The 17742-nt window shown below is 70.1% G+C and carries 18 protein-coding genes and 1 tRNA gene; 12 read left to right on the top strand and 7 right to left on the bottom strand.

Annotated features, from left to right (window positions below; all coding sequences use genetic code 11):
* Positions 1–52 precede the first annotated feature (52 nt).
* Both serB and JOF37_RS03455 read right to left on the bottom strand, forming a co-directional pair.
* Complete coding sequence (serB, locus tag JOF37_RS03460; protein WP_210005090.1) at positions 53–688, bottom strand: phosphoserine phosphatase SerB; 636 nt, start codon at positions 686–688, stop codon at positions 53–55.
* Between the two features lie 25 nt (positions 689–713).
* Positions 714–1958, bottom strand: a complete 1245-nt coding sequence (locus JOF37_RS03455; protein ID WP_210005089.1) for a glucose-1-phosphate adenylyltransferase — start codon at positions 1956–1958, stop codon at positions 714–716.
* 46 nt (positions 1959–2004) lie between these two features.
* Here JOF37_RS03455 and glgA point away from each other — a divergent pair, with 46 nt between their 5' ends.
* The 3 genes from glgA (at position 2005) to JOF37_RS03440 (ending at position 4329) form a co-directional block, all read left to right on the top strand.
* The gene (gene glgA / locus JOF37_RS03450) at positions 2005–3198 is read left to right on the top strand and encodes a glycogen synthase (RefSeq protein ID WP_210005088.1); all 1194 of its coding nucleotides are present in this window, start codon (positions 2005–2007) and stop codon (positions 3196–3198) included.
* 9 nt (positions 3199–3207) lie between these two features.
* Positions 3208–3993, top strand: a complete 786-nt coding sequence (locus JOF37_RS03445; RefSeq protein ID WP_210005087.1) for an ABC transporter ATP-binding protein — start codon at positions 3208–3210, stop codon at positions 3991–3993.
* An 84-nt stretch (positions 3994–4077) separates the two neighbouring features.
* A complete protein-coding gene (locus JOF37_RS03440; RefSeq protein WP_018186539.1) occupies positions 4078–4329 on the top strand; it encodes a type B 50S ribosomal protein L31 in 252 nt (83 codons plus the stop codon).
* 60 nt (positions 4330–4389) lie between these two features.
* Here JOF37_RS03440 and JOF37_RS03435 read toward each other — a convergent pair whose 3' ends face one another.
* Positions 4390–5076, bottom strand: a complete 687-nt coding sequence (locus JOF37_RS03435) for a trimeric intracellular cation channel family protein (protein ID WP_210005086.1) — start codon at positions 5074–5076, stop codon at positions 4390–4392.
* 36 nt (positions 5077–5112) lie between these two features.
* On the opposite strand from JOF37_RS03435, the gene recO reads away from it, so the two are divergent.
* From recO to JOF37_RS03420, 3 genes are read left to right on the top strand one after another with little or no spacing between them, the layout of a single operon-like run.
* Complete coding sequence (gene recO / locus JOF37_RS03430) at positions 5113–5841, top strand: DNA repair protein RecO (RefSeq protein WP_210005085.1); 729 nt, start codon at positions 5113–5115, stop codon at positions 5839–5841.
* A gap of 54 nt (positions 5842–5895) precedes the next feature.
* Positions 5896–6699 (top strand): isoprenyl transferase, encoded by an 804-nt coding sequence (locus tag JOF37_RS03425; RefSeq protein ID WP_210005082.1) that lies wholly within the window; start codon positions 5896–5898, stop codon positions 6697–6699.
* Between the two features lie 52 nt (positions 6700–6751).
* Complete coding sequence (locus JOF37_RS03420; RefSeq protein ID WP_210005081.1) at positions 6752–7429, top strand: DsbA family oxidoreductase; 678 nt, start codon at positions 6752–6754, stop codon at positions 7427–7429.
* Between the two features lie 6 nt (positions 7430–7435).
* Here JOF37_RS03420 and JOF37_RS03415 read toward each other — a convergent pair whose 3' ends face one another.
* Entirely contained in the window at positions 7436–7936 is a 501-nt protein-coding gene (locus JOF37_RS03415) for a glutathione peroxidase (protein WP_210005080.1), read from the bottom strand.
* 57 nt (positions 7937–7993) lie between these two features.
* Between JOF37_RS03415 and dusB the strand changes: the two genes are divergently transcribed.
* From dusB to JOF37_RS03390, 5 genes are all read left to right on the top strand, one after another.
* On the top strand, positions 7994–9157 hold the full coding sequence (dusB, locus tag JOF37_RS03410; protein ID WP_210005078.1) for a tRNA dihydrouridine synthase DusB: 1164 nt from the start codon (positions 7994–7996) through the stop codon (positions 9155–9157).
* The gene (locus tag JOF37_RS03405; protein ID WP_210005077.1) at positions 9147–10520 is read left to right on the top strand and encodes a deoxyguanosinetriphosphate triphosphohydrolase; all 1374 of its coding nucleotides are present in this window, start codon (positions 9147–9149) and stop codon (positions 10518–10520) included. The genes dusB and JOF37_RS03405 overlap by 11 nt, the downstream gene beginning before the upstream one ends.
* Complete coding sequence (gene dnaG / locus JOF37_RS03400; RefSeq protein WP_210005075.1) at positions 10520–12394, top strand: DNA primase; 1875 nt, start codon at positions 10520–10522, stop codon at positions 12392–12394. The genes JOF37_RS03405 and dnaG overlap by 1 nt, the downstream gene beginning before the upstream one ends.
* A 51-nt stretch (positions 12395–12445) precedes the next feature.
* Entirely contained in the window at positions 12446–13213 is a 768-nt protein-coding gene (locus JOF37_RS03395; RefSeq protein WP_210005074.1) for an ATP-binding cassette domain-containing protein, read from the top strand.
* Positions 13214–13305: 92 nt separating this feature from the next.
* Positions 13306–13378 (top strand) — tRNA-Asn (locus tag JOF37_RS03390).
* A gap of 284 nt (positions 13379–13662) precedes the next feature.
* Here JOF37_RS03390 and JOF37_RS03385 read toward each other — a convergent pair.
* From JOF37_RS03385 to def, 3 genes are all read right to left on the bottom strand, one after another.
* Positions 13663–15111, bottom strand: a complete 1449-nt coding sequence (locus JOF37_RS03385) for an HNH endonuclease signature motif containing protein (RefSeq protein WP_210005069.1) — start codon at positions 15109–15111, stop codon at positions 13663–13665.
* A 72-nt stretch (positions 15112–15183) separates the two neighbouring features.
* Positions 15184–16110 carry a glutaminase A gene (gene glsA, locus JOF37_RS03380; protein ID WP_210005068.1) on the bottom strand — a complete coding sequence of 309 codons (927 nt, stop codon included), beginning with the start codon at positions 16108–16110 and terminating at the stop codon, positions 15184–15186.
* Between the two features lie 4 nt (positions 16111–16114).
* Positions 16115–16681: a peptide deformylase gene (gene def, locus JOF37_RS03375; protein ID WP_210005066.1), complete on the bottom strand. Its 567-nt coding sequence runs from the start codon at positions 16679–16681 to the stop codon at positions 16115–16117.
* Between the two features lie 46 nt (positions 16682–16727).
* Here def and JOF37_RS03370 point away from each other — a divergent pair, with 46 nt between their 5' ends.
* Positions 16728–17714 (top strand): DMT family transporter, encoded by a 987-nt coding sequence (locus JOF37_RS03370; protein ID WP_372445483.1) that lies wholly within the window; start codon positions 16728–16730, stop codon positions 17712–17714.
* The last annotated feature ends 28 nt before the right edge of the window (positions 17715–17742 follow it).

The raw sequence follows: 17742 nt of genomic DNA, 5'->3' as shown, positions 1-17742 counted from the left end.
CGAAGCTAGCCCGCCGGCCGATCGCAGCAACAGGGCCTGCGGCGCGACGGCGTCACGGCAGCAGCGGGATCAGCTCTCGCAGATCGACGGGGTCGACCACGAGGTCGGCCTGTGACCGGACGGCCGGCTTGGCGTTGAACGCCACGCCGAGCCCCGCGGCCGCGAGCATCCGCAGGTCGTTCGCACCGTCGCCGACGGCGATCGTCCGGCGCAGCGGCAGCCCCCGCTCATCCGCCCAGCGGCGCAGGGAGTCCTCCTTCGCTTGAGCGTCGACGATCTCTCCCGCGACGCTGCCGTCCAGGGCGCCGTCGGTCGTCCCGAGGCGATTGGCCCGCCACACGTCGACCCCGAGCTGCGGGGCCACCTCGTCGAGGACCTCGTGGAAACCGCCCGAGACCACGGCGGCCGCTCCGCCGCGCGCATGGATGGCCTCGATCAGCTCGGCGGCGCCCGGTGTCGGTTCGACCCGCGCGAGCACGCGCGCGAACGCGGTGAGGGGGACGCCGGCGAGCTGGGCGACGCGCGAGCGCAGGCTCGCGGCGAAGTCGACCTCGCCGCGCATCGCCGCCTCGGTCGCGGCCGCGACCTCGGCGCCGCGACCTGCTTCGTCGGCGATCAGCTCGATGACCTCGTTGCGCAGCAGGGTCGAGTCGGCATCGAAGACGACGAGGAAACGCGCGTGGGGCATGGACCCACGCTAGCGGGAGCGGACGTCAGCGCTCGACGCGCGCGTTCTTGCCGACGATCGTGATGCCGGTGTCGGTGACGGTGAACCCCCGCGCGAGATCGCGTTCGCGGTCGACGCCGACCGTGGCGCCGTCCTCGAGCACGACGTTCTTGTCGAGGATCGCCCGGTGCACACGGGCGCCAGCGCCGACGCTGACGTAGTCGAACAGGACCGAGTCGGTGATCGTCGCCCCGCCGCCCGAAAGCGTCCACGGCCCGACGACACTGCGCTCGAGGTGGGTACCTGACAGGACCGAGCCGAGCGAGACGATCGAGTCGATCGCGTTGCCCATGCGGCCGACGCTGTCGCGTACGAACTTCGCGGGCGGCGAGTTCACCGACTGCGAGTGGATCTGCCAGTCGGTGTTGTACAGGTTGAAGATCGGCAGGGTCGAGATGAGGTCCATGTGGGCGTCGAAGAACGACTCGATGGTTCCCACGTCGCGCCAGTAATTGCGATCGCGCGGCGTCGACCCGGGCACATCGTTGCGCTTGAAGTCGTACACGGCCGCCTCGCCCCGGTCGACGAAGTACGGCACGATGTCGCCGCCCATGTCGTGGTTGGAGGTGGGGACCTCGCCGTCGGCTTCGACCGCCTCGATGAGCGCGTCGGTGTTGAAGATGTAGTTGCCCATCGAGGCCAGGACCTCATGGGGCGAGTCCGGCAGACCGACGGGGCTCTGCGGCTTCTCGAGGAATGCCCGAATGCGCGTCTCGTCGGTCGGTTCGACGTCGATGACGCCGAACTGGTTGGCCAGGCCGAGCGGCTGACGGATGCCGGCCACCGTCGCGCGCGCGCCCGACGCGATGTGCGCGTCGAGCATCTGGCGGAAGTCCATGCGGTACACGTGGTCGGCGCCGATCACGACGACGATGTCGGGCTTCTCGTCGTTGATGAGGTTGAGGGACTGCAGGATGGCATCGGCCGATCCCGAGAACCACCGCTTGCCCAGGCGCTGCTGCGCGGGCACCGATGCGACGTACGAGTCGAGCAGCGCCGACATCCGCCAGGTCTGCGACACGTGGCGGTCGAGGCTGTGCGACTTGTACTGGGTGAGGACGACGACCTGCCGCAGTCCCGAGTTGATGAGGTTCGAGATCGCGAAGTCGATCAGTCGGTACTGCCCTCCGAAGGGCACGGCGGGCTTGGCGCGATCAGCCGTCAGCGGCATCAGGCGCTTTCCCTCGCCGCCGGCGAGAACGATTCCGAAGACCTTGGGCGCTGCTGGCATGGGACCACACTAGGCCCGCCGAACGCTGTGTACTAGCGTTCGAGCCATGCGTGTAGACATCGTCTCGAAGGAGTACCCTCCCGCAATCTACGGCGGTGCCGGGGTGCATGTGACCGAATTGGTGCGCGCTCTGCGCGAGACGATCGAGGTGCAGGTCCGCGCGTTCGGAGCCGACCGCGACGAGGCCGACACGACCTCCTACGCGACGCCCGTCGGGCTCGCCGAGGCCAACCCCGCGTTGCAGACGCTCGGCACCGACCTCGAGATCGTGGGGGATGTCGCGGGCGCCGACGTCGTGCACAGCCACACCTGGTACGCCAATTTCGCCGGGCATGTGGCGTCGCTGCTGCACGGCATCCCGCACGTGATCACGGCTCATTCCCTCGAGCCGCTGCGTCCCTGGAAGGCCGAGCAGCTCGGCGGCGGCTACGCGGTGTCGAGCTACATCGAGAAGACGGCGTACGAGAACGCCGCCGCGATCGTCGCGGTGAGCGACGGCATGCGCCGCGACATCCTGCGCAGCTATCCGTCGCTCGACCCCGAGAAGGTGTCGGTGATCTACAACGGCATCGATGTGGAGTCCTGGCGCCCGGTGGACGACCCCGCGGTGCTCGAGCGCTTTGATATCGACCCCTCCCGACCCTCGGTCGTCTTCGTCGGTCGGATCACGCGGCAGAAGGGGCTGCCGTACTTCCTGCGAGCGGCTCGGATGCTGCCGGATGACGTGCAGGTCGTGCTCTGCGCCGGCGCGCCCGACACCCCCGAGATCATGACCGAGGTGCAGGGTCTCGTGCGCGAGCTGCAGTCCGAGCGCTCCGGCGTCGTCTGGATCGAGGAGTTCCTGCAGCGCGACGAGTTGTGCGCGATCCTCACGGCCGCGACGACCTTCGTCTGCCCCTCGGTCTACGAGCCGCTGGGCATCGTGAACCTCGAGGCGATGGCGTGCGGCGCCGCCGTCGTCGGCACGGCGACGGGCGGCATCCCCGAGGTCGTCGTCGACGGGGTGACCGGCCGGCTGGTGCCGATCGAGCAGGTCGACGACGGCACGGGCACGCCGCTGGATCCCGAGAAGTTCGTCGCGGACCTCGCGGCCACCCTCACCGAGGTCGTGAGCGACCCCGAGGGAGCCGCCCGGTTCGGTGCCGCAGGTCGGGAGCGGGCGGCCTCGGCGTTCAGCTGGACGGCCATCGCCGACGAGACGGCGGCGTTGTACGCGAGAGTGGCGGGGGCCGGACGCTAGGCTGATCCCATGCCGCAGGTTCTGGACTTCTCCGACGTCGTCGTCCGCCGAAACGCCCGGAACATCGTCGACGGTGTCGACTGGACGGTCACGGGCGACCAGCGCTGGGTCGTCCTCGGGCCGAACGGTGCCGGCAAGACGACGGTGCTCCAGCTCGCCGCGAGCCTGCTGCATCCGACGTCCGGCGTCGTGGAGATCCTCGATGAGCGCCTCGGTCGCACCGACGTGTTCGAGCTCCGCCCGCGCATCGGCTTCGCCTCGTCGGCGATGGCGCGCCGTGTGCCGCCGGAGGAGACCGTGCTCGACGTCGTGCTCACGGCGGCGTACGCGGTTCTCGGGCGGTGGCGTGAGGACTACGAAGACATCGACGAGCGACGTGCCATGCGCGTGCTCGCGGAATGGAAGCTCGACGGCCTCGCCGAGCGGACGTTCGGCACCCTGTCGGACGGCGAGCAGAAGCGGGTGCAGATCGCGCGGGCCGTCATGACCGACCCCGAGCTGCTGCTGCTCGACGAGCCCACGGCCAGCCTCGATCTCGGCGCTCGCGAGGAGCTGCTGGCCCTCCTCGGCGGGTACGCGCAGGCGCCCACCACGCCGGCGATGATCATGGTCACGCACCACGTCGAGGAGATCCCGGTCGGATTCACCCACGTGCTGCTGCTGCGCGAGGGCCGCGCCGTCGCCGCCGGCCCGCTCGCCGAGACGCTCACGGCCGAGAACCTCTCGACGACGTTCGGGCTGCCCATCACCGTCACCTCCGACGGCGGCCGCTACGCGGCTCGCGCGGCATCCTGAACCTGGTAAGATCGCTCTTTGGTGCAGACGCACCGCAGACTTCCCTCGCCCTGGCAAAATCCAGGGCACCACGTAAGGAATCCCATGAAGACTGACATCCACCCCGAGTACCGCGCCGTCGTTTTCCGCGACCTCGGCTCCGGCGAGACCTTCCTGACCCGTTCGACGGTCTCGAGCGACAAGACGATCGAGCTGGACGGCGAGACCTACCCGGTCATCGACGTCGAGATCTCGTCCGCCTCGCACCCGTTCTACACGGGCAAGCAGCGCATCATGGACTCGGCCGGTCGCGTCGAGAAGTTCAACCAGCGCTTCAAGAACTTCGGCTCCAAGTAAGCCACACGGCAACGGCCCCGCTTCGGCGGGGCCGTTGTCGTTTCCGGGCGTCGGGCGCGCTCACTCCTTGACGATCGGGATGGCGGACGTTTCGACGGCCACTTTGCGGCGGTGCAACGCGCGCTGCTCGGGCAGCGAGATGTCGAACACGACGGCGAGCAAGCGGATCACGGTGGTCACGACGATCCCGATGACGGCCGCGACCACGAGGGGAGCGCCGAACGCGACGGTTCCCGCCAGCACGGCGCACCCGGCGGCCGCGGCGACGGCGTACAGCGATCCCACGTGCATGATCGCGACGGGCAGCCCGAGGATCACGTCGCGCAGGATGCTGCCGCCGACGGCGGCGCACGAGCCGATGAAGATCGCGGGCACGATCGGCAGCCCCAGCAGCAGCGCCTTGCTCGTGCCGAAGGCTCCGAACAACCCGATGACGACGGCATCGAGGCCGATGATCACGGCGTTCAGACGCTGGAACACGTTCGACAGAAGCATCCCGACGAGGGCGGCCGTCGTGGCCGTGATGAGGTACCAGTTGCTCTGCAGCGTGACCGGCGGGACATTCAGGAGCAGATCGCGGATCAAGCCGCCCCCCATGCCGATCAGGATGCCGATGATGACGACGCCGAGGGGATCGAGGCGCCGTTTGCCGACGAAGCCCGACGCGAACAGCGCGCCCTGCACGCCGCCGAGTCCGACCGCGGTGAGATCGGCCCACAACGGGATCACGAACTGAGTCTGCGTCACGGATCCATTGTCGTGGGTCGGCGGGATAATCGATGAGTGCCCACCTACCGCGACGAGGTCGTGATCCTGCGCACCCACAAGCTGGGTGAGGCTGACCGTATCGTCACGATGCTGAGCCGCCGCCATGGCAAGCTCCGCGGCGTCGCGAAGGGCGTGCGGCGCACCTCGTCCCGCTTCGGTGCTCGTCTCGAGCCGTTCATGGTGGCCGACGTCCAGCTCTACAAGGGCCGCAGCCTCGACATCATCCAGCAGGCCGAGTCGCTCGGGTCGTACGGCGCCGAGATCGCGACCGACTACGACCGCTACACCTCCGCATCGGCGATGGTCGAAGCGGCCGATCGCCTGAACGAGGCCGAGACGACGCCGCAGCAGTACCTGCTGCTGGTGGGTGGCCTGCGAGCGCTGTCGCGGGGCGAGCATGACAGCCGCGCGGTGCTGGACTCCTATCTGCTGCGCGCGATGGCTCTGTCGGGCTGGGCGCCCTCGCTCGACGCGTGCGCGCGCTGCGGTCGCACCGGCCCTCACGCGGGCTTCGTCGCCCCCCTCGGCGGCTCGGTGTGCGACGCGTGCGCCCCCGCCGGATCGGCGCGCATCGCCCCCGAGACGGGCGACCGGCTGCGCGCGCTCATCGCCGGCGAATGGGATGTCGTCGACGCCGGCAGCCCGCACGCGGCGGCATCCGCCTCGGGACTCATCGCCGCGTACGCGCAGTGGCATCTCGAGCGCGGCATCCGCTCGCTCGGGCATATCGGGGCGGGCCGGTGAGGGCGAGGACGCGCCCACATCGAGCCGACAGCCTGTGGCCCTAGGCTCGAACCGATGAGTCCCAAGCCCTACACGCACCGCGACGCCGTCCCCTATCGTCCGCTCGATTGGACGGGCGTCCACCCGCCCGCCTTCCCGCGGGGCGGCGTGCCCGGGCACGTGGCCATCGTGATGGACGGCAACGGCCGCTGGGCGAACCGCCGCGGGTTGACCCGCATCGAGGGCCACCGCGCGGGCGAGGAGGTGCTGCTCGACGTCGTCGCGGGTGCGATCCAGGCCGGGGTGAAGCACCTGAGCGTCTACGCGTTCTCGACGGAGAACTGGTCGCGCTCGCCCGACGAGGTCCGCTTCCTCATGGGCTACAACCGCGACGTGCTGCACCGTCGCCGCGATCAGCTGAACGAGTGGGGTGTGCGCGTTCGCTGGGCGGGCCGCCGTCCCCGGCTGTGGGGATCGGTGATCTCCGAGCTGCAGTACGCCGAGGAGCTGACCCGCGACAACGACACGCTCACGCTCACGATGTGCGTGAACTACGGCGGCCGTCACGAGATCATCGACGCGATGCGCGCCATGGGCGAGCAGATCGCCGCGGGCCGCATGAAGCCGTCGGCGATCACCGAGAAGGCGCTGCGACGCCACCTCTACGTGCCCGACATGCCCGACGTCGACCTCTTCATCCGCTCCAGCGGCGAGCAGCGCACCTCGAACTTCCTGCTGTGGCAGGCGGCCTACGCCGAGATGGTGTTCCTCGACACCCTGTGGCCCGACTTCTCGCGCACGGATCTCTGGGGTGCGATCGAGCTGTACCTCTCGCGCGATCGGCGCTTCGGCGGCGCCGTCGACGCCCCGCGGGCGTGACTCCCGCGAACGACGGGGAATAGCGCTCGGCCGGCGCGACGTTGCACCCGATGTGACGGACGCAATCAAGATCGACGTGTGGAGCGACATCGCCTGCCCGTGGTGCTACATCGGCAAGCGCAATCTCGAGGCCGGACTGGCCGCGACGGCGGAGGACGACGACGCGCCGCGCGTCGAGGTGACCTTCCACTCGTTCGAGCTCTCGCCCGACACCCCTGTCGACTTCGACGGCGACGAGCTCGACTTCCTCTCGAGCCATAAGGGCATGCCGCGCGAGCAGGTGCAGCAGATGCTCGCGAACGTCACGGGCGTGGCGAAGGATGCCGGCCTGGACTACCACTTCGACATCCTCAAGCACACCAACACGGTCAAGGCGCACGAGCTGTTGCACTTCGCCAAGGCGCAGGGCCGTCAGCACGAGATGACCGAGCGCCTCATGGCCGCCTACTTCACCGAGGGGCGCCACGTGGGGCGCGTCGACGAGCTCGTCGAGCTGGCGGCCGAGGTCGGACTCGACGCCGATGCCGCCCGAGCCGCACTCGAGTCGGGGGAGTACCTGACCGCGGTCCGAGCCGACCAGGACCAGGCCCGCTCCTACGGGATCAACGGGGTGCCGTTCTTCGTCATCGACGGCAAGTACGGGGTCTCGGGTGCTCAGCCGGCGGACGCCTTCGCGCAGATCGCGCGCCAGGTGTGGGCCGAGCGCGGCGCTGTCGCCGTCGCCGAGTAGGGCTCGTCAGCGGGGCAGGTTCGCCTCGATGACCGCGACGATCTCGGGTGCATCGGGCTTCGTCTGCGGGCGGAACCGGTGCACCTCGCCGGTCGGGGTCACGACGAACTTCTCGAAGTTCCACATGACCGGGCCCTTCGCGCCCTCGGCGTTGCGGATCTTCTTCAGAGCCTTGTACAGGGGAGCCGCGTGCGACCCGTTGACGCGGACCTTGTCCATGATCGGGAAGCTCACGCCCCACGTCGTCGCGCAGTAGTCGAGGATCTCGTCCATCGAGCCGGGTTCCTGCCCCATGAACTGGTTGCACGGGAAGCCCACGACCTGCAGCCCGCGCTCGCCGTACGTGCGCTGCAGCTGCTCGAGCTGCTCGTACTGCGGCGTGAGGCCGCACTTCGAGGCGACGTTCACGACGAGCAAGACGCCGTCGCCCAGATCACCCAGCGTCGTGGCGGCGCCGTCCGCCGCTGAGAAGGGAATCGAGCGGATGTCAGTGGTCGCCTCGGTCACCTCCCCAGGCTACGCCCGGCCGCCTTCGCCCGCCCGTCCTTCTGGGAGAATGATTCGGTGAGTACCGTCCTGTCCGCCCCGCCGCCCCTGCGGATCGGCCCCATCGCTCTGGACGCGCCGGTCGTCCTCGCCCCCATGGCGGGCATCACCAACACCGCGTTCCGGCGGCTGTGCCGTGAGTACGGCGCCGGCCTCTACGTCAGCGAGATGATCACGACGCGAGCGCTCGTCGAGCGCAACGCGACCACGATGCGGCTCATCACCCACCACGAGTCCGAGACCCCGCGTTCGATCCAGCTCTACGGCGTCGATCCGGCGACGACCGAGGCCGCAGTCCGCCTCCTGGTCGAGGAGGATCGCGCCGATCACATCGACCTGAACTTCGGATGCCCGGTGCCCAAGGTCACCCGCAAGGGCGGGGGAGCGGCGCTGCCGTGGAAGCTCGACCTGTTCCGCGACATCGTCACGCGCGCCGCCCGAGCAGCGGGCGACGTTCCGCTGACGGTGAAGATGCGCAAGGGCATCGATGCCGACCACCTCACCTTCCTCGACGCCGGCCGCATCGCCGAGGACGCCGGTGTCGCCGCCGTCGCCCTCCACGCTCGCACGGCGGCGGAGTTCTACTCCGGGCACGCCGACTGGGACGCGATCGCCGCGCTCAAGCAGGCCGTGACGAGCGTTCCGGTGCTCGGCAACGGCGACATCTGGTCCGCCGACGACGCCGTTCGGATGATGGCCGAAACCGGGTGTGACGGCGTCGTCGTGGGACGCGGATGCCTCGGCCGGCCGTGGCTGTTCGGCGACCTCGCCCGCGCCCTGGGCGGCCCGGGGTCCGCGGGTCCCGAGGTCGACGCGACCCTCGGCTTCGTCGCCCGGGCGTTCCGCCGTCACGCCGAGCTGCTCGTCGAGTTCTTCGAGGACGAGGGACGGGGATGCCGCGACATCCGCAAGCACGTCGCCTGGTACTTCAAGGGCTACCCGGTCGGCGGCGACACGCGCGCCAAGCTCGCGACGGCGTCCAGCCTCGCCGAGATCGACGGGATGCTGGCAACGCTCGACTGGTCGGCGCCGTACCCCGGCGCTGCGGCCGAGGGCCAGCGTGGGCGGGCCGGCACCCCCAAGCGGCCGGCACTGCCCGACCGCTGGCTCGAGTCGCGCGACGTCGACGCGGCGGAGTCCTCGGCCATCGCTGCAGCGGAGATCGAGAACAGTGGCGGCTGACGCGACGAGCGGAGTGGGGGTCTCGGCGGGACGCCCCACCGGCTACGACGACCACGACGCCGCCCGCTACCACCGCGAAGAGCACCGCTCGCGGCGCGACAGCTTCGCGCGCGACCGTGCGCGGGTGCTGCACTCGGGTGCGCTGCGCCGGCTCGCTGCGAAGACACAGGTGCTGAGCCCGGCGAGTCCCGCCGATTTCGCGCGCAACCGCCTGACGCACTCGCTCGAGGTCGCTCAGGTCGGACGCGAGCTGGCGATCGCCCTCGAGCTGTCGCCCGACGTCGTCGACACCGCGTGCCTGTGCCACGACCTCGGGCATCCGCCGTTCGGCCACAACGGCGAGCGGGCGCTCAACGACTGGGCCGAGGACATCGGCGGGTTCGAGGGCAATGCGCAGTCGCTGCGCATCCTGTCGCGCCTCGAGCCCAAGGTCGTCGACGCCTTCGGGCAGAGCGCGGGACTGAACCTCACGCGCGCGAGCCTCGACGCCACATGCAAGTACCCGTGGACCGTCGAGCACGCCATCCCCGATCCGGGCGGACGCCAGAAGTTCGGCGTCTACCCCGAGGACGAGGCGGTGTTCCGCTGGATGCGCGAAGACGCCCCCGGGCGGCTGCGCTGCATCGAGGCCGAGGTCATGGACCTCTCGGACGACATCGCGTACTCGGTGCACGACTTCGAGGACGCCGTGCTCAACGGCTACCTCGATCCGCGTCGGCTCGCCGACCCGCGCGAGCGGGAAGCGCTGCTGACGGCGATCCAGAGCTGGGTCGGCTACGGGTTCACGCGGGATGAGCTGGGCGACGCCCTGTACCGTCTCACGCGGCTGCCCGAGTGGCTCACGTCGTACGGCGGTTCGCGAGCCGACATGGCCCGCCTCAAGAACCTGACCTCCGACCTGATCGGCCGGTTCGCGCGGGCGGCGACCTCGGCGACCCGCGAGCACTACGACATCCCCGTCCTCACCCGGTTCCGGGGACGCGTCATCGTGCCGCGGATCATCGAGGTCGAGATGGCCGTGCTCAAGGGCGTCATCGGCGCCTTCGTCGTCTCGATCGAGGGTCGCAAGGGCCTGTATCACGAGCAGCGGCGCGTGCTGCGGCGTCTGGCCGACGCGCTGTGGGAACGTCCCGAGCACCTCGACGTGCTGCACGCCGAGGACTTCGCGGCTGCCACGACGGATGCCGAACGTCGGCGCGTCGTGGTCGATCAGGTCGCCATGCTCACCGACCGGTTCGCGATCGAATGGCACGGCCGGCTGGTCGGCCCCGTCGACCTGCGCGAGCTCGGGCTGTGGTCGTCCGACCCCCGCGCGACGGCGCCGAGTCACTTCGCCCTGCCCGAGCCGCTCGAAGGGCTCTGATGGCACGCATCCGGCAGACCGACATCGAAGAGGTCAAGGCTCGTACGAACATCGGTGACATCGTCGGCGAGCGTGTCGCGCTGAAGTCGGCGGGCGTCGGCTCGCTCAAGGGGCTGTGTCCCTTCCACGACGAGCGCAGCCCCAGCTTCCACGTCCGCCCGCAGGTGGGCTACTACCACTGCTTCGGGTGCGGCGAATCCGGCGACGTGTACTCGTTCCTGCGCGCGATGGACCACCTGTCGTTCACCGAGGCGGTCGAGCGGCTCGCGGCGCGCATCGGATACTCGCTGCACTACGAGGACGGCGCGGCGGCTCCCGAGACGAGCGGTCGCTCGCGGCTGTACGCAGCGCACACGGCCGCGGCGGAGATCTACCGGTCGCAGCTGTCGTCGCCCGATGCGCAGGCGGCTCGACAGTTCCTCGGCGAGCGGGGCTTCGACGCCGGCGCCGCGGCGCACTTCGGTGTCGGCTACGCGCCGCAGGGGTGGTCCGCGCTGCGCGACGCGCTGCGCTCGCAGGGGTTCACCGACGACGAGCTGCTCGCCGGAGGCCTCGTGTCCAAGGGACAGCGCGGCGTGTACGACCGGTTCCGCGGGCGTCTGGTGTGGCCGATCCGGGATGTCGCGGGGCAGACCATCGGGTTCGGCGCGCGCCGCCTTTACGACGACGATCAGGGGCCGAAGTACCTCAACACGCCCGAGACACCCATCTACAAGAAGGCGTCGGTGCTCTACGGCCTCGACCTCGCGAAGAAGTCGATCTCGCGCGAACACCGCGTCGTCGTCGTCGAGGGATACACCGACGTGATGGCCTGCCATCTGGCGGGGGTCACCGGAGCGATCGCGTCGTGCGGCACGGCATTCGGATCTGAGCACATCACCGTGCTGCGCCGCGTCATGGGAGACAGCGAGGGCAGCTCGGGCGAAGTGGTCTTCACGTTCGACCCGGATGCCGCCGGCCAGAAGGCTGCGCTGCGCGCCTTCGGCGATGAGAAGCGATTCGCGGCGCAGACCTATGTGGCCGTGGCGCCCGAGGGGCTCGACCCGTGCGACCTGCGACTCAATCGCGGTGACGCCGCCGTCCGCGCGCTCATCGACGCGAAGGCGCCGATGTTCGAGTTCGTCATGGACCAGCGGCTGTCCACCTATGATCTGTCGACCGTGGAGGGCCAGATCGGGGCGCTGCGAGCGGCGGCGCCGATCGTGGCCGACATCCGGGATGCCGCGCTGCGGCCGGGGTACACCCGCGTTCTGGCTCGGAAGCTCGGGCTCGACCTGTCGGAGGTGCAACCCGAGGTGGAACGGGCCGCCCGGCGGGCTCCAGCCGCGTCGGCGGGGTCGGCACCGCAACGGCCGGATGCCGCCGCTCCCGCCCCGGGTCAGCCCGCGGGTGAGCCGTCGGCGTCGGTCCGCGTGACCCTCGCGTCGCTCCCGCCGGCGTTCGAGCTCGAGAAGCGCGCGCTCATGGGCGTGCTGCAGTACGGGCATCTGCTCGAGAAGCAGGCCGTCGACATCGCGTTGGGGCTGCCGATGCCGCATCCGGCGCTCGAAGCCGTCCGCCAGGCGATCTCGCTGCAGCCCGACCTGACGAAGCCCGGGTGGACCTCGGCTGCCGTCGACGCAACGCGGGAGCCGTACCGCACGCTCACCATCGAGCTGCTGACGGCGGATTTCCCCGCGGGAACCGAGCGCATCGCTCAGACGACGGCGATGGAGTCGCTGCGGAAGCTGCGCTTGCGCGCGCTCGAGCGTGAGAAGGCCGAGCTGCGGAGTGCCCAGCAGCGCCTCGAGCCCGGCTCGGCGGAGTTCCGCTCGATCGGCATGGCCATCCGCGACCTGGACGTTCGCGTGCGCCGCCTGATGGAGACCGAATAGCGACGGCGGTACGAGTGGCGCGGGGTCGCCGAAACAGGCAGGATGAAGCGCATGTCCCGACGACCCGACGCGGAGATCGCGGTTCGCTGCGACGATCTGTCGATCGCGCGCACCGGAGACGCTGACCGCGTCGTCGAGGGCGTCAGCTTCACGGTGCGTGCCGGCGAGGCGCTGGCGGTGATGGGGGCCACCGGCTCGGGCAAGTCGACGCTGCTGTCGGTCTTGGCGGGCACGGCACCGGCGGACGTCGGCGTCGTGGGCGGTCTGGCCGAGGTCGCCGGGATCTCGGCGCGCAAGGGCGGACGCTCACGCCGGATGCTGACGTACTACGCCGGTCACATGCCGCAGGCCGCGGGCGCTTCGCTGCCCGCACGGCTGACGGTGTCCGAAGTGATCGCGGAGCCCATCACGGCCCGCGACCGACGGGTCAGCCCGCGCGCGCTGGCGCTGCGTGTGGCATCGCTGCTGGATGAGCTGCACCTGCCGCTGGGCGCGGCCTCGCAGTACCCGTATGAGCTGAGCGCGGGGATGCGGCAGCGCGTCGCCCTCGCCCGGGCACTCGTGCTCGACCCGAAAGTGTTCATCGGCGACGATCCGTACGCCAACCTCGACATCGAGGTGCGCATCGCGGCGCGCGAGGCGCTGCTGACGAGGCGTGACGACACCGGCATGGCGATCGTCATCGCCACCAATGACCCCGAGACGGCGGACGAATTGGATGCCGCGGCGCTCGTGCTGCACGCGGGCAGGCCGGTGGGGTACGGCTCGAGCGCGTCGGAGGTCGCCTGGACGCCGGATGGACGTTCCCGAGCCTCGTGACACGCCGACCCGCCCGGCGGTCGCCCGATGTCGTCAGCACCCCCTGGGCTTTGCTAATATAGAGGGGTTGCCCAGCGCGAGCGGGTGACTGATCCTCGGTAGCTCAATTGGCAGAGCAATCGGCTGTTAACCGATAGGTTCTTGGTTCGAGTCCAAGCCGGGGAGCGAGAGACCCGCGTTATCTACCGCGGCTCTCACCGAAGGCCCGGGCTTCCACCCCGGGCCTTTACCTTTGCCCGGATGCTGCCGCCGCTGCCGGTGTCGGTCGGTGTGATGCGACGCGGAGGAGCGCCGTTGGCGCGGACGCCGTGCTCTTGACGGCGCGCTCGTGACGGCGCGCTCAGACGGTGCGCTCAGACGGTGCGCTCGTGACGGCGCACTCGTGAGGGCACGCTCGTGGCGCGGTGCTCATGACGGTGCGCTCGTGATTGGCGCTCGTGAAGCTGCGCTCAAAACGGAGGCGATGGCGGCGGACCGGGAGGTGCACCGTCTGCCGGGGGCGCGAATGCAACCAGCGGCGGTGGCGCGTCTTCCCGGTAGACCCTCCCGGTGGGGGAGGTCCATACGAGTCGGCCTCCCGCCAGCTGTCTGACGTGCCATCGGGTGTGGTGTTTGACGTCGTGATGCCTCTTGCAGAGGTGGGCGAGGTTGCCGACGTGGGTGGCACCGCCGTCGGATGCGGCGTGGGTGTGGTCGATCTCGCACCGGACGGCTGGCTGTCGGCATCCCGGGAATCGACAGTGCCGGTCCCTTGCCCGCAGCAGCCGTCTCATCGCCGCGGTGGGCTGGTACGCGTCGCACTCGAGGACGGTTCCGGTGACGGGGTGGGTGACGAGCCGGTCCCAGGCGGTGTTCTCGCCGGCGAGCTCGCGCGCGGTGGCGGCGTCGATGGGGGAGTGCCCGACGAGGTCGGCCGGCCCGTCGTCTTCGCCGGTCAGGGTGAGCGCTGGGACGACGACCTGCACCTTTGCGCGGATCGCGCCGAGCGCACCGTTTCCGTCGGCGTCGGCGGTCGGGTCCAGTGACGGCGTCCCGGCGAGGAGGAGGTCGGCGAAGACGTCCGCCCGGACCTGATCGATCGTGCGGGTGTCGCCCGCGAACGACGACCCGTGGGAGTCGGTGGAACCGTCGGATGCGTCGTTGCCGTGAACGGTGCCAGCGGCATCCGTGTTGGCCGCCAGCGTCGGATCCACGGCCGGATCCGATGACGCGTCTGCCTCAATTGCGGGGGCGGCATCGACCTGCGGGCGGGCGTCGATGATCTCCCGCGCCTGACGCGTCAGCCGGTCGATCACTCCCTCGGCAATCACCGTGGGGAGGGTCGCGATCAGGTCCGACATCCCGTCCGGCCCCGGGTGCACACGCACGCATCGCCCTGCGGCGGCCTCTTCGTGCCGCTCGCTGAACGAGCGCGGGTGCAACCTCTCCGCGAGGTGCACGAGTGCGTCCCGCACCCGGTTCGGCGTCTCGCCCTCGCACCTTTCGATCGCCGCCCGCTCGAACTCGCCCCGCACCTCGGCCGGCACAACGCACCCGGTGTCTTGAATCACCCGCACGTGCCCTCGGGTGATGCGTCCGGCTTCCCAGGCAGTCATCGTCGCCGGGTAGTTCTCGACCAGATCGCGCGCTTCGTCGATGCGCCGTTGCAGGGTTCGGTCGGTCGTGACGAACACTCCCGCGAGCTCCGCCGCGATGCTCCGCAGCGCCATCTCGCGGGCCTTGACCCGCTCGGATGCACCCGCTGACTGCTGCTCCGCCAGACGCCCCGCCGCAGCGAGCACGTGCACCTCATGGATCTGCGCCGCGCGCGCGGCATCCGTCACTCGCTCGGCGTCGGCGACGAGTTCCGCGAGGGCGGCGACATCCGCATCGCTCCCGATCCCCACCGTCGAATGCATGTTCGAATGATGGCACGAACCTCCGACATCCGCCCCACCCCGCCCGCCTCGCGGGCGACCGTGGCCCCGGACTCAGCCGAAGACGTGCAGCCCGAGGTCGGCGCTCAGGGCCTCCGCCGCGATCCGCCCGCGTACGCTCGTGCCCTGCTCGTCCAGCGGCGGACTGACGATCGCGGCGCCCGCCGTGCCGGGAGCCGACAGCACGATGGCCCCGGAAACGCTCGACTTCGCCGGCACACCGACGGCCCGCATCCATCGACCGGAGCCGTCGTAGACGCCGCAGGTCGCCATGACTGCGACCACGTCGCGGGCGATCTCGGATGCCACCACGCGTTCGCCGGTCAGGGGATTCACTCCGCCGAATGCCAAGGTCGCGCCCATGACGGCGAGGGTTTCGACGTCGACGACGACCGCGCACGCGCGTGCGTAGACGGCGACGGCGTCATCGGCCGAGTCGTCCAGCGTGCCCTCGGCGCGCATGAGGTGCGCCAGTGCATGGTTGCGGTCGCCCAAGAGATGCTCGCTGTGCGCGACATCCTCGTCCACGCTCAACGCGCGTCCGGCGAAGCGAGAGAGACCGTCGCGGATGCGCTCCGCCCGAGCCTCCGGGTCGTTCCCGTGCACCAACGCGCACGTCAGGATCGCCCCGGCGTTGACCATGGGGTTCGGCGGCCGCCCCGTGTCGCTCTCGAGCTTGATCGCGTCGAACGCCTCGCCCGTCGGTTCGATGCCGACCCGATCGAGTGCCGCGCCGTCGATGTCGGCGAGGGCGAGCGCGAACAGGAAAGGCTTGACGGCGGACTGGATGCTGAACGGCGCTCTGCCGTCGCCACTCGACCGCACCGAGCCGTCCGGCAGGGCGAGCGCGATGCCGAAGAGGTCGGGATCGGCCTCGGCCAGCTGGGGGATGCTGTCGGCTCGGGTCCCCGCGCGCTCGGGAAGCACCCGCTCGCGCAGCGCATCGAGGTCGTAGTCCTGCAGGGTGCGCGTCGGGCTCATGCGCTCAGGCGTCCAGGTCGTCCACGCCGGGAAGCCAGGCGTTGCCGGGGCGGCCCCATCCGCGCTTGCGGGCGATCTTCTGCGTCGTCTTCCAGTCGGAGTCATCGAGGCGGTCGATGTAGAGCACGCCGTCGAGGTGGTCGAACTCGTGCTGCATGATGCGGGCGCGCCATCCGTCGACGCGGATCTCGACGGGCGAGCCGGTCAGATCGATGCCCGTGACGAGCACCTCGTCGGATCGGCGCAGCGGGAAACGCTCGCCCGGGAACGACAGGCACCCCTCGGACTCCTCGTCCGGGTCGGGCGCGCCGGGCTCGAGCGGACGGATCCACAGCTCGGGGTTGATGATCTCGCCGCGCCAGGCATTCCCGTCGTCGTCCTGGTAGGTGTACACGTAGATGCGAAGTCCGACGCCCACCTGGGGTGCGGCCAGACCCACCCCCGGAGCGGCATCCATCGTCTCGTACATGTCGGCGACGAGTTGACGGATCTCGTCGGTGATCTCGGAGACGGGAGCGGCGGGTGCGTGGAGGACGGGATCGCCCATGATGCGAATCGGAAGAACGGGCACGTTTCGAGCCTAATCGAGCGGTCTTCGACGTTAGGGTCAAGAGGTGATTCCGTTTGTCGCGTCCCTCGATGACGTCACCGATCAGCTGATCGGCGTCTTCCGCGAACCCAGAATCCTCATCGGCATCCCCCTCGCCCTCCTCGGCGCCGTCTTCATGTCGTTCGGAGCGCTGTATCAGCACCGCGGGGTGCAGAAGGTGGAGCGCCTCACCAACTCGTCCGGCAGTGCCGGGCTGAACGGCGCGCAGCTCTTCAGTCTGCTCAAGCGGCCGTCCTGGGTCGCCGGCACGATCATGCTCGGCCTCGCGATCGTGTGCCAGCTCGCCGCGCTCACGTTCGCGCCGCTGATCCTCGTCCAGCCGCTCGGCGCCATCTCGCTCGTCATCACGACCCTCCTGAACGCACGCATCACGGGCGTGAAGCCGACCCGGCGCTCGGTGCGGTCGATCATCCTGTGCGTCGGGGGCATCCTGGCCTTCGTGACCGTGGCCGCCCTCGTGGCGACGGAGGAGCCGATCGACCAGGCGCAGCTGATCACGATCCTCGCGCTGCTCGCGGGCGTCCTGCTCATCTCGGGCGCCGTGTGGCTGCTCGTGCGCAAGGGGGCCAAGCCCCTCTTCTACATCGCGGCATCCGGAATCATCTACGGGTTCGTCGCGACGCTCGCGAAGGTGGTCATCTCGCGGATCCAGAACGGCGACTTCGAGTGGCTGACGCTGCTCTGCCTGGTCGGCCTGATCACCGCCACGGCCGTCGGCGCGTACTTCGTCCAGACGGCATACTCCGTCGGACCGCCCGACCTCGTCATCGCGGGGCTCACCGTGATCGACCCGATCGTCGCGGTCATCATCGGTATCGCGATCCTCCGTGAGGCCGCGACGGCGCCCTGGCCCGCGTTCGTCGGCTTCGTCGTCGCGGGCGCCGTCGCGGTGTACGGCGTGACCTCTCTGGCGCGCAACCACCCGCAGGTCGTGCTCGACAGCCAGCAGCTCCCGATCCCGCGCGGCAGCAAAGGACGTCACCGCGAAGACTGACGGCCCCGCGCACTCAGTCGGCACGCGA

The sequence above is a fragment of the Microbacterium imperiale genome, assembly GCF_017876655.1.
Taxonomy (GTDB): Bacteria; Actinomycetota; Actinomycetes; order Actinomycetales; family Microbacteriaceae; genus Microbacterium; species Microbacterium imperiale.
Note: the sequence above shows the minus strand (reverse complement) of the source record. Positions and strands in the feature narration are given on the sequence as shown.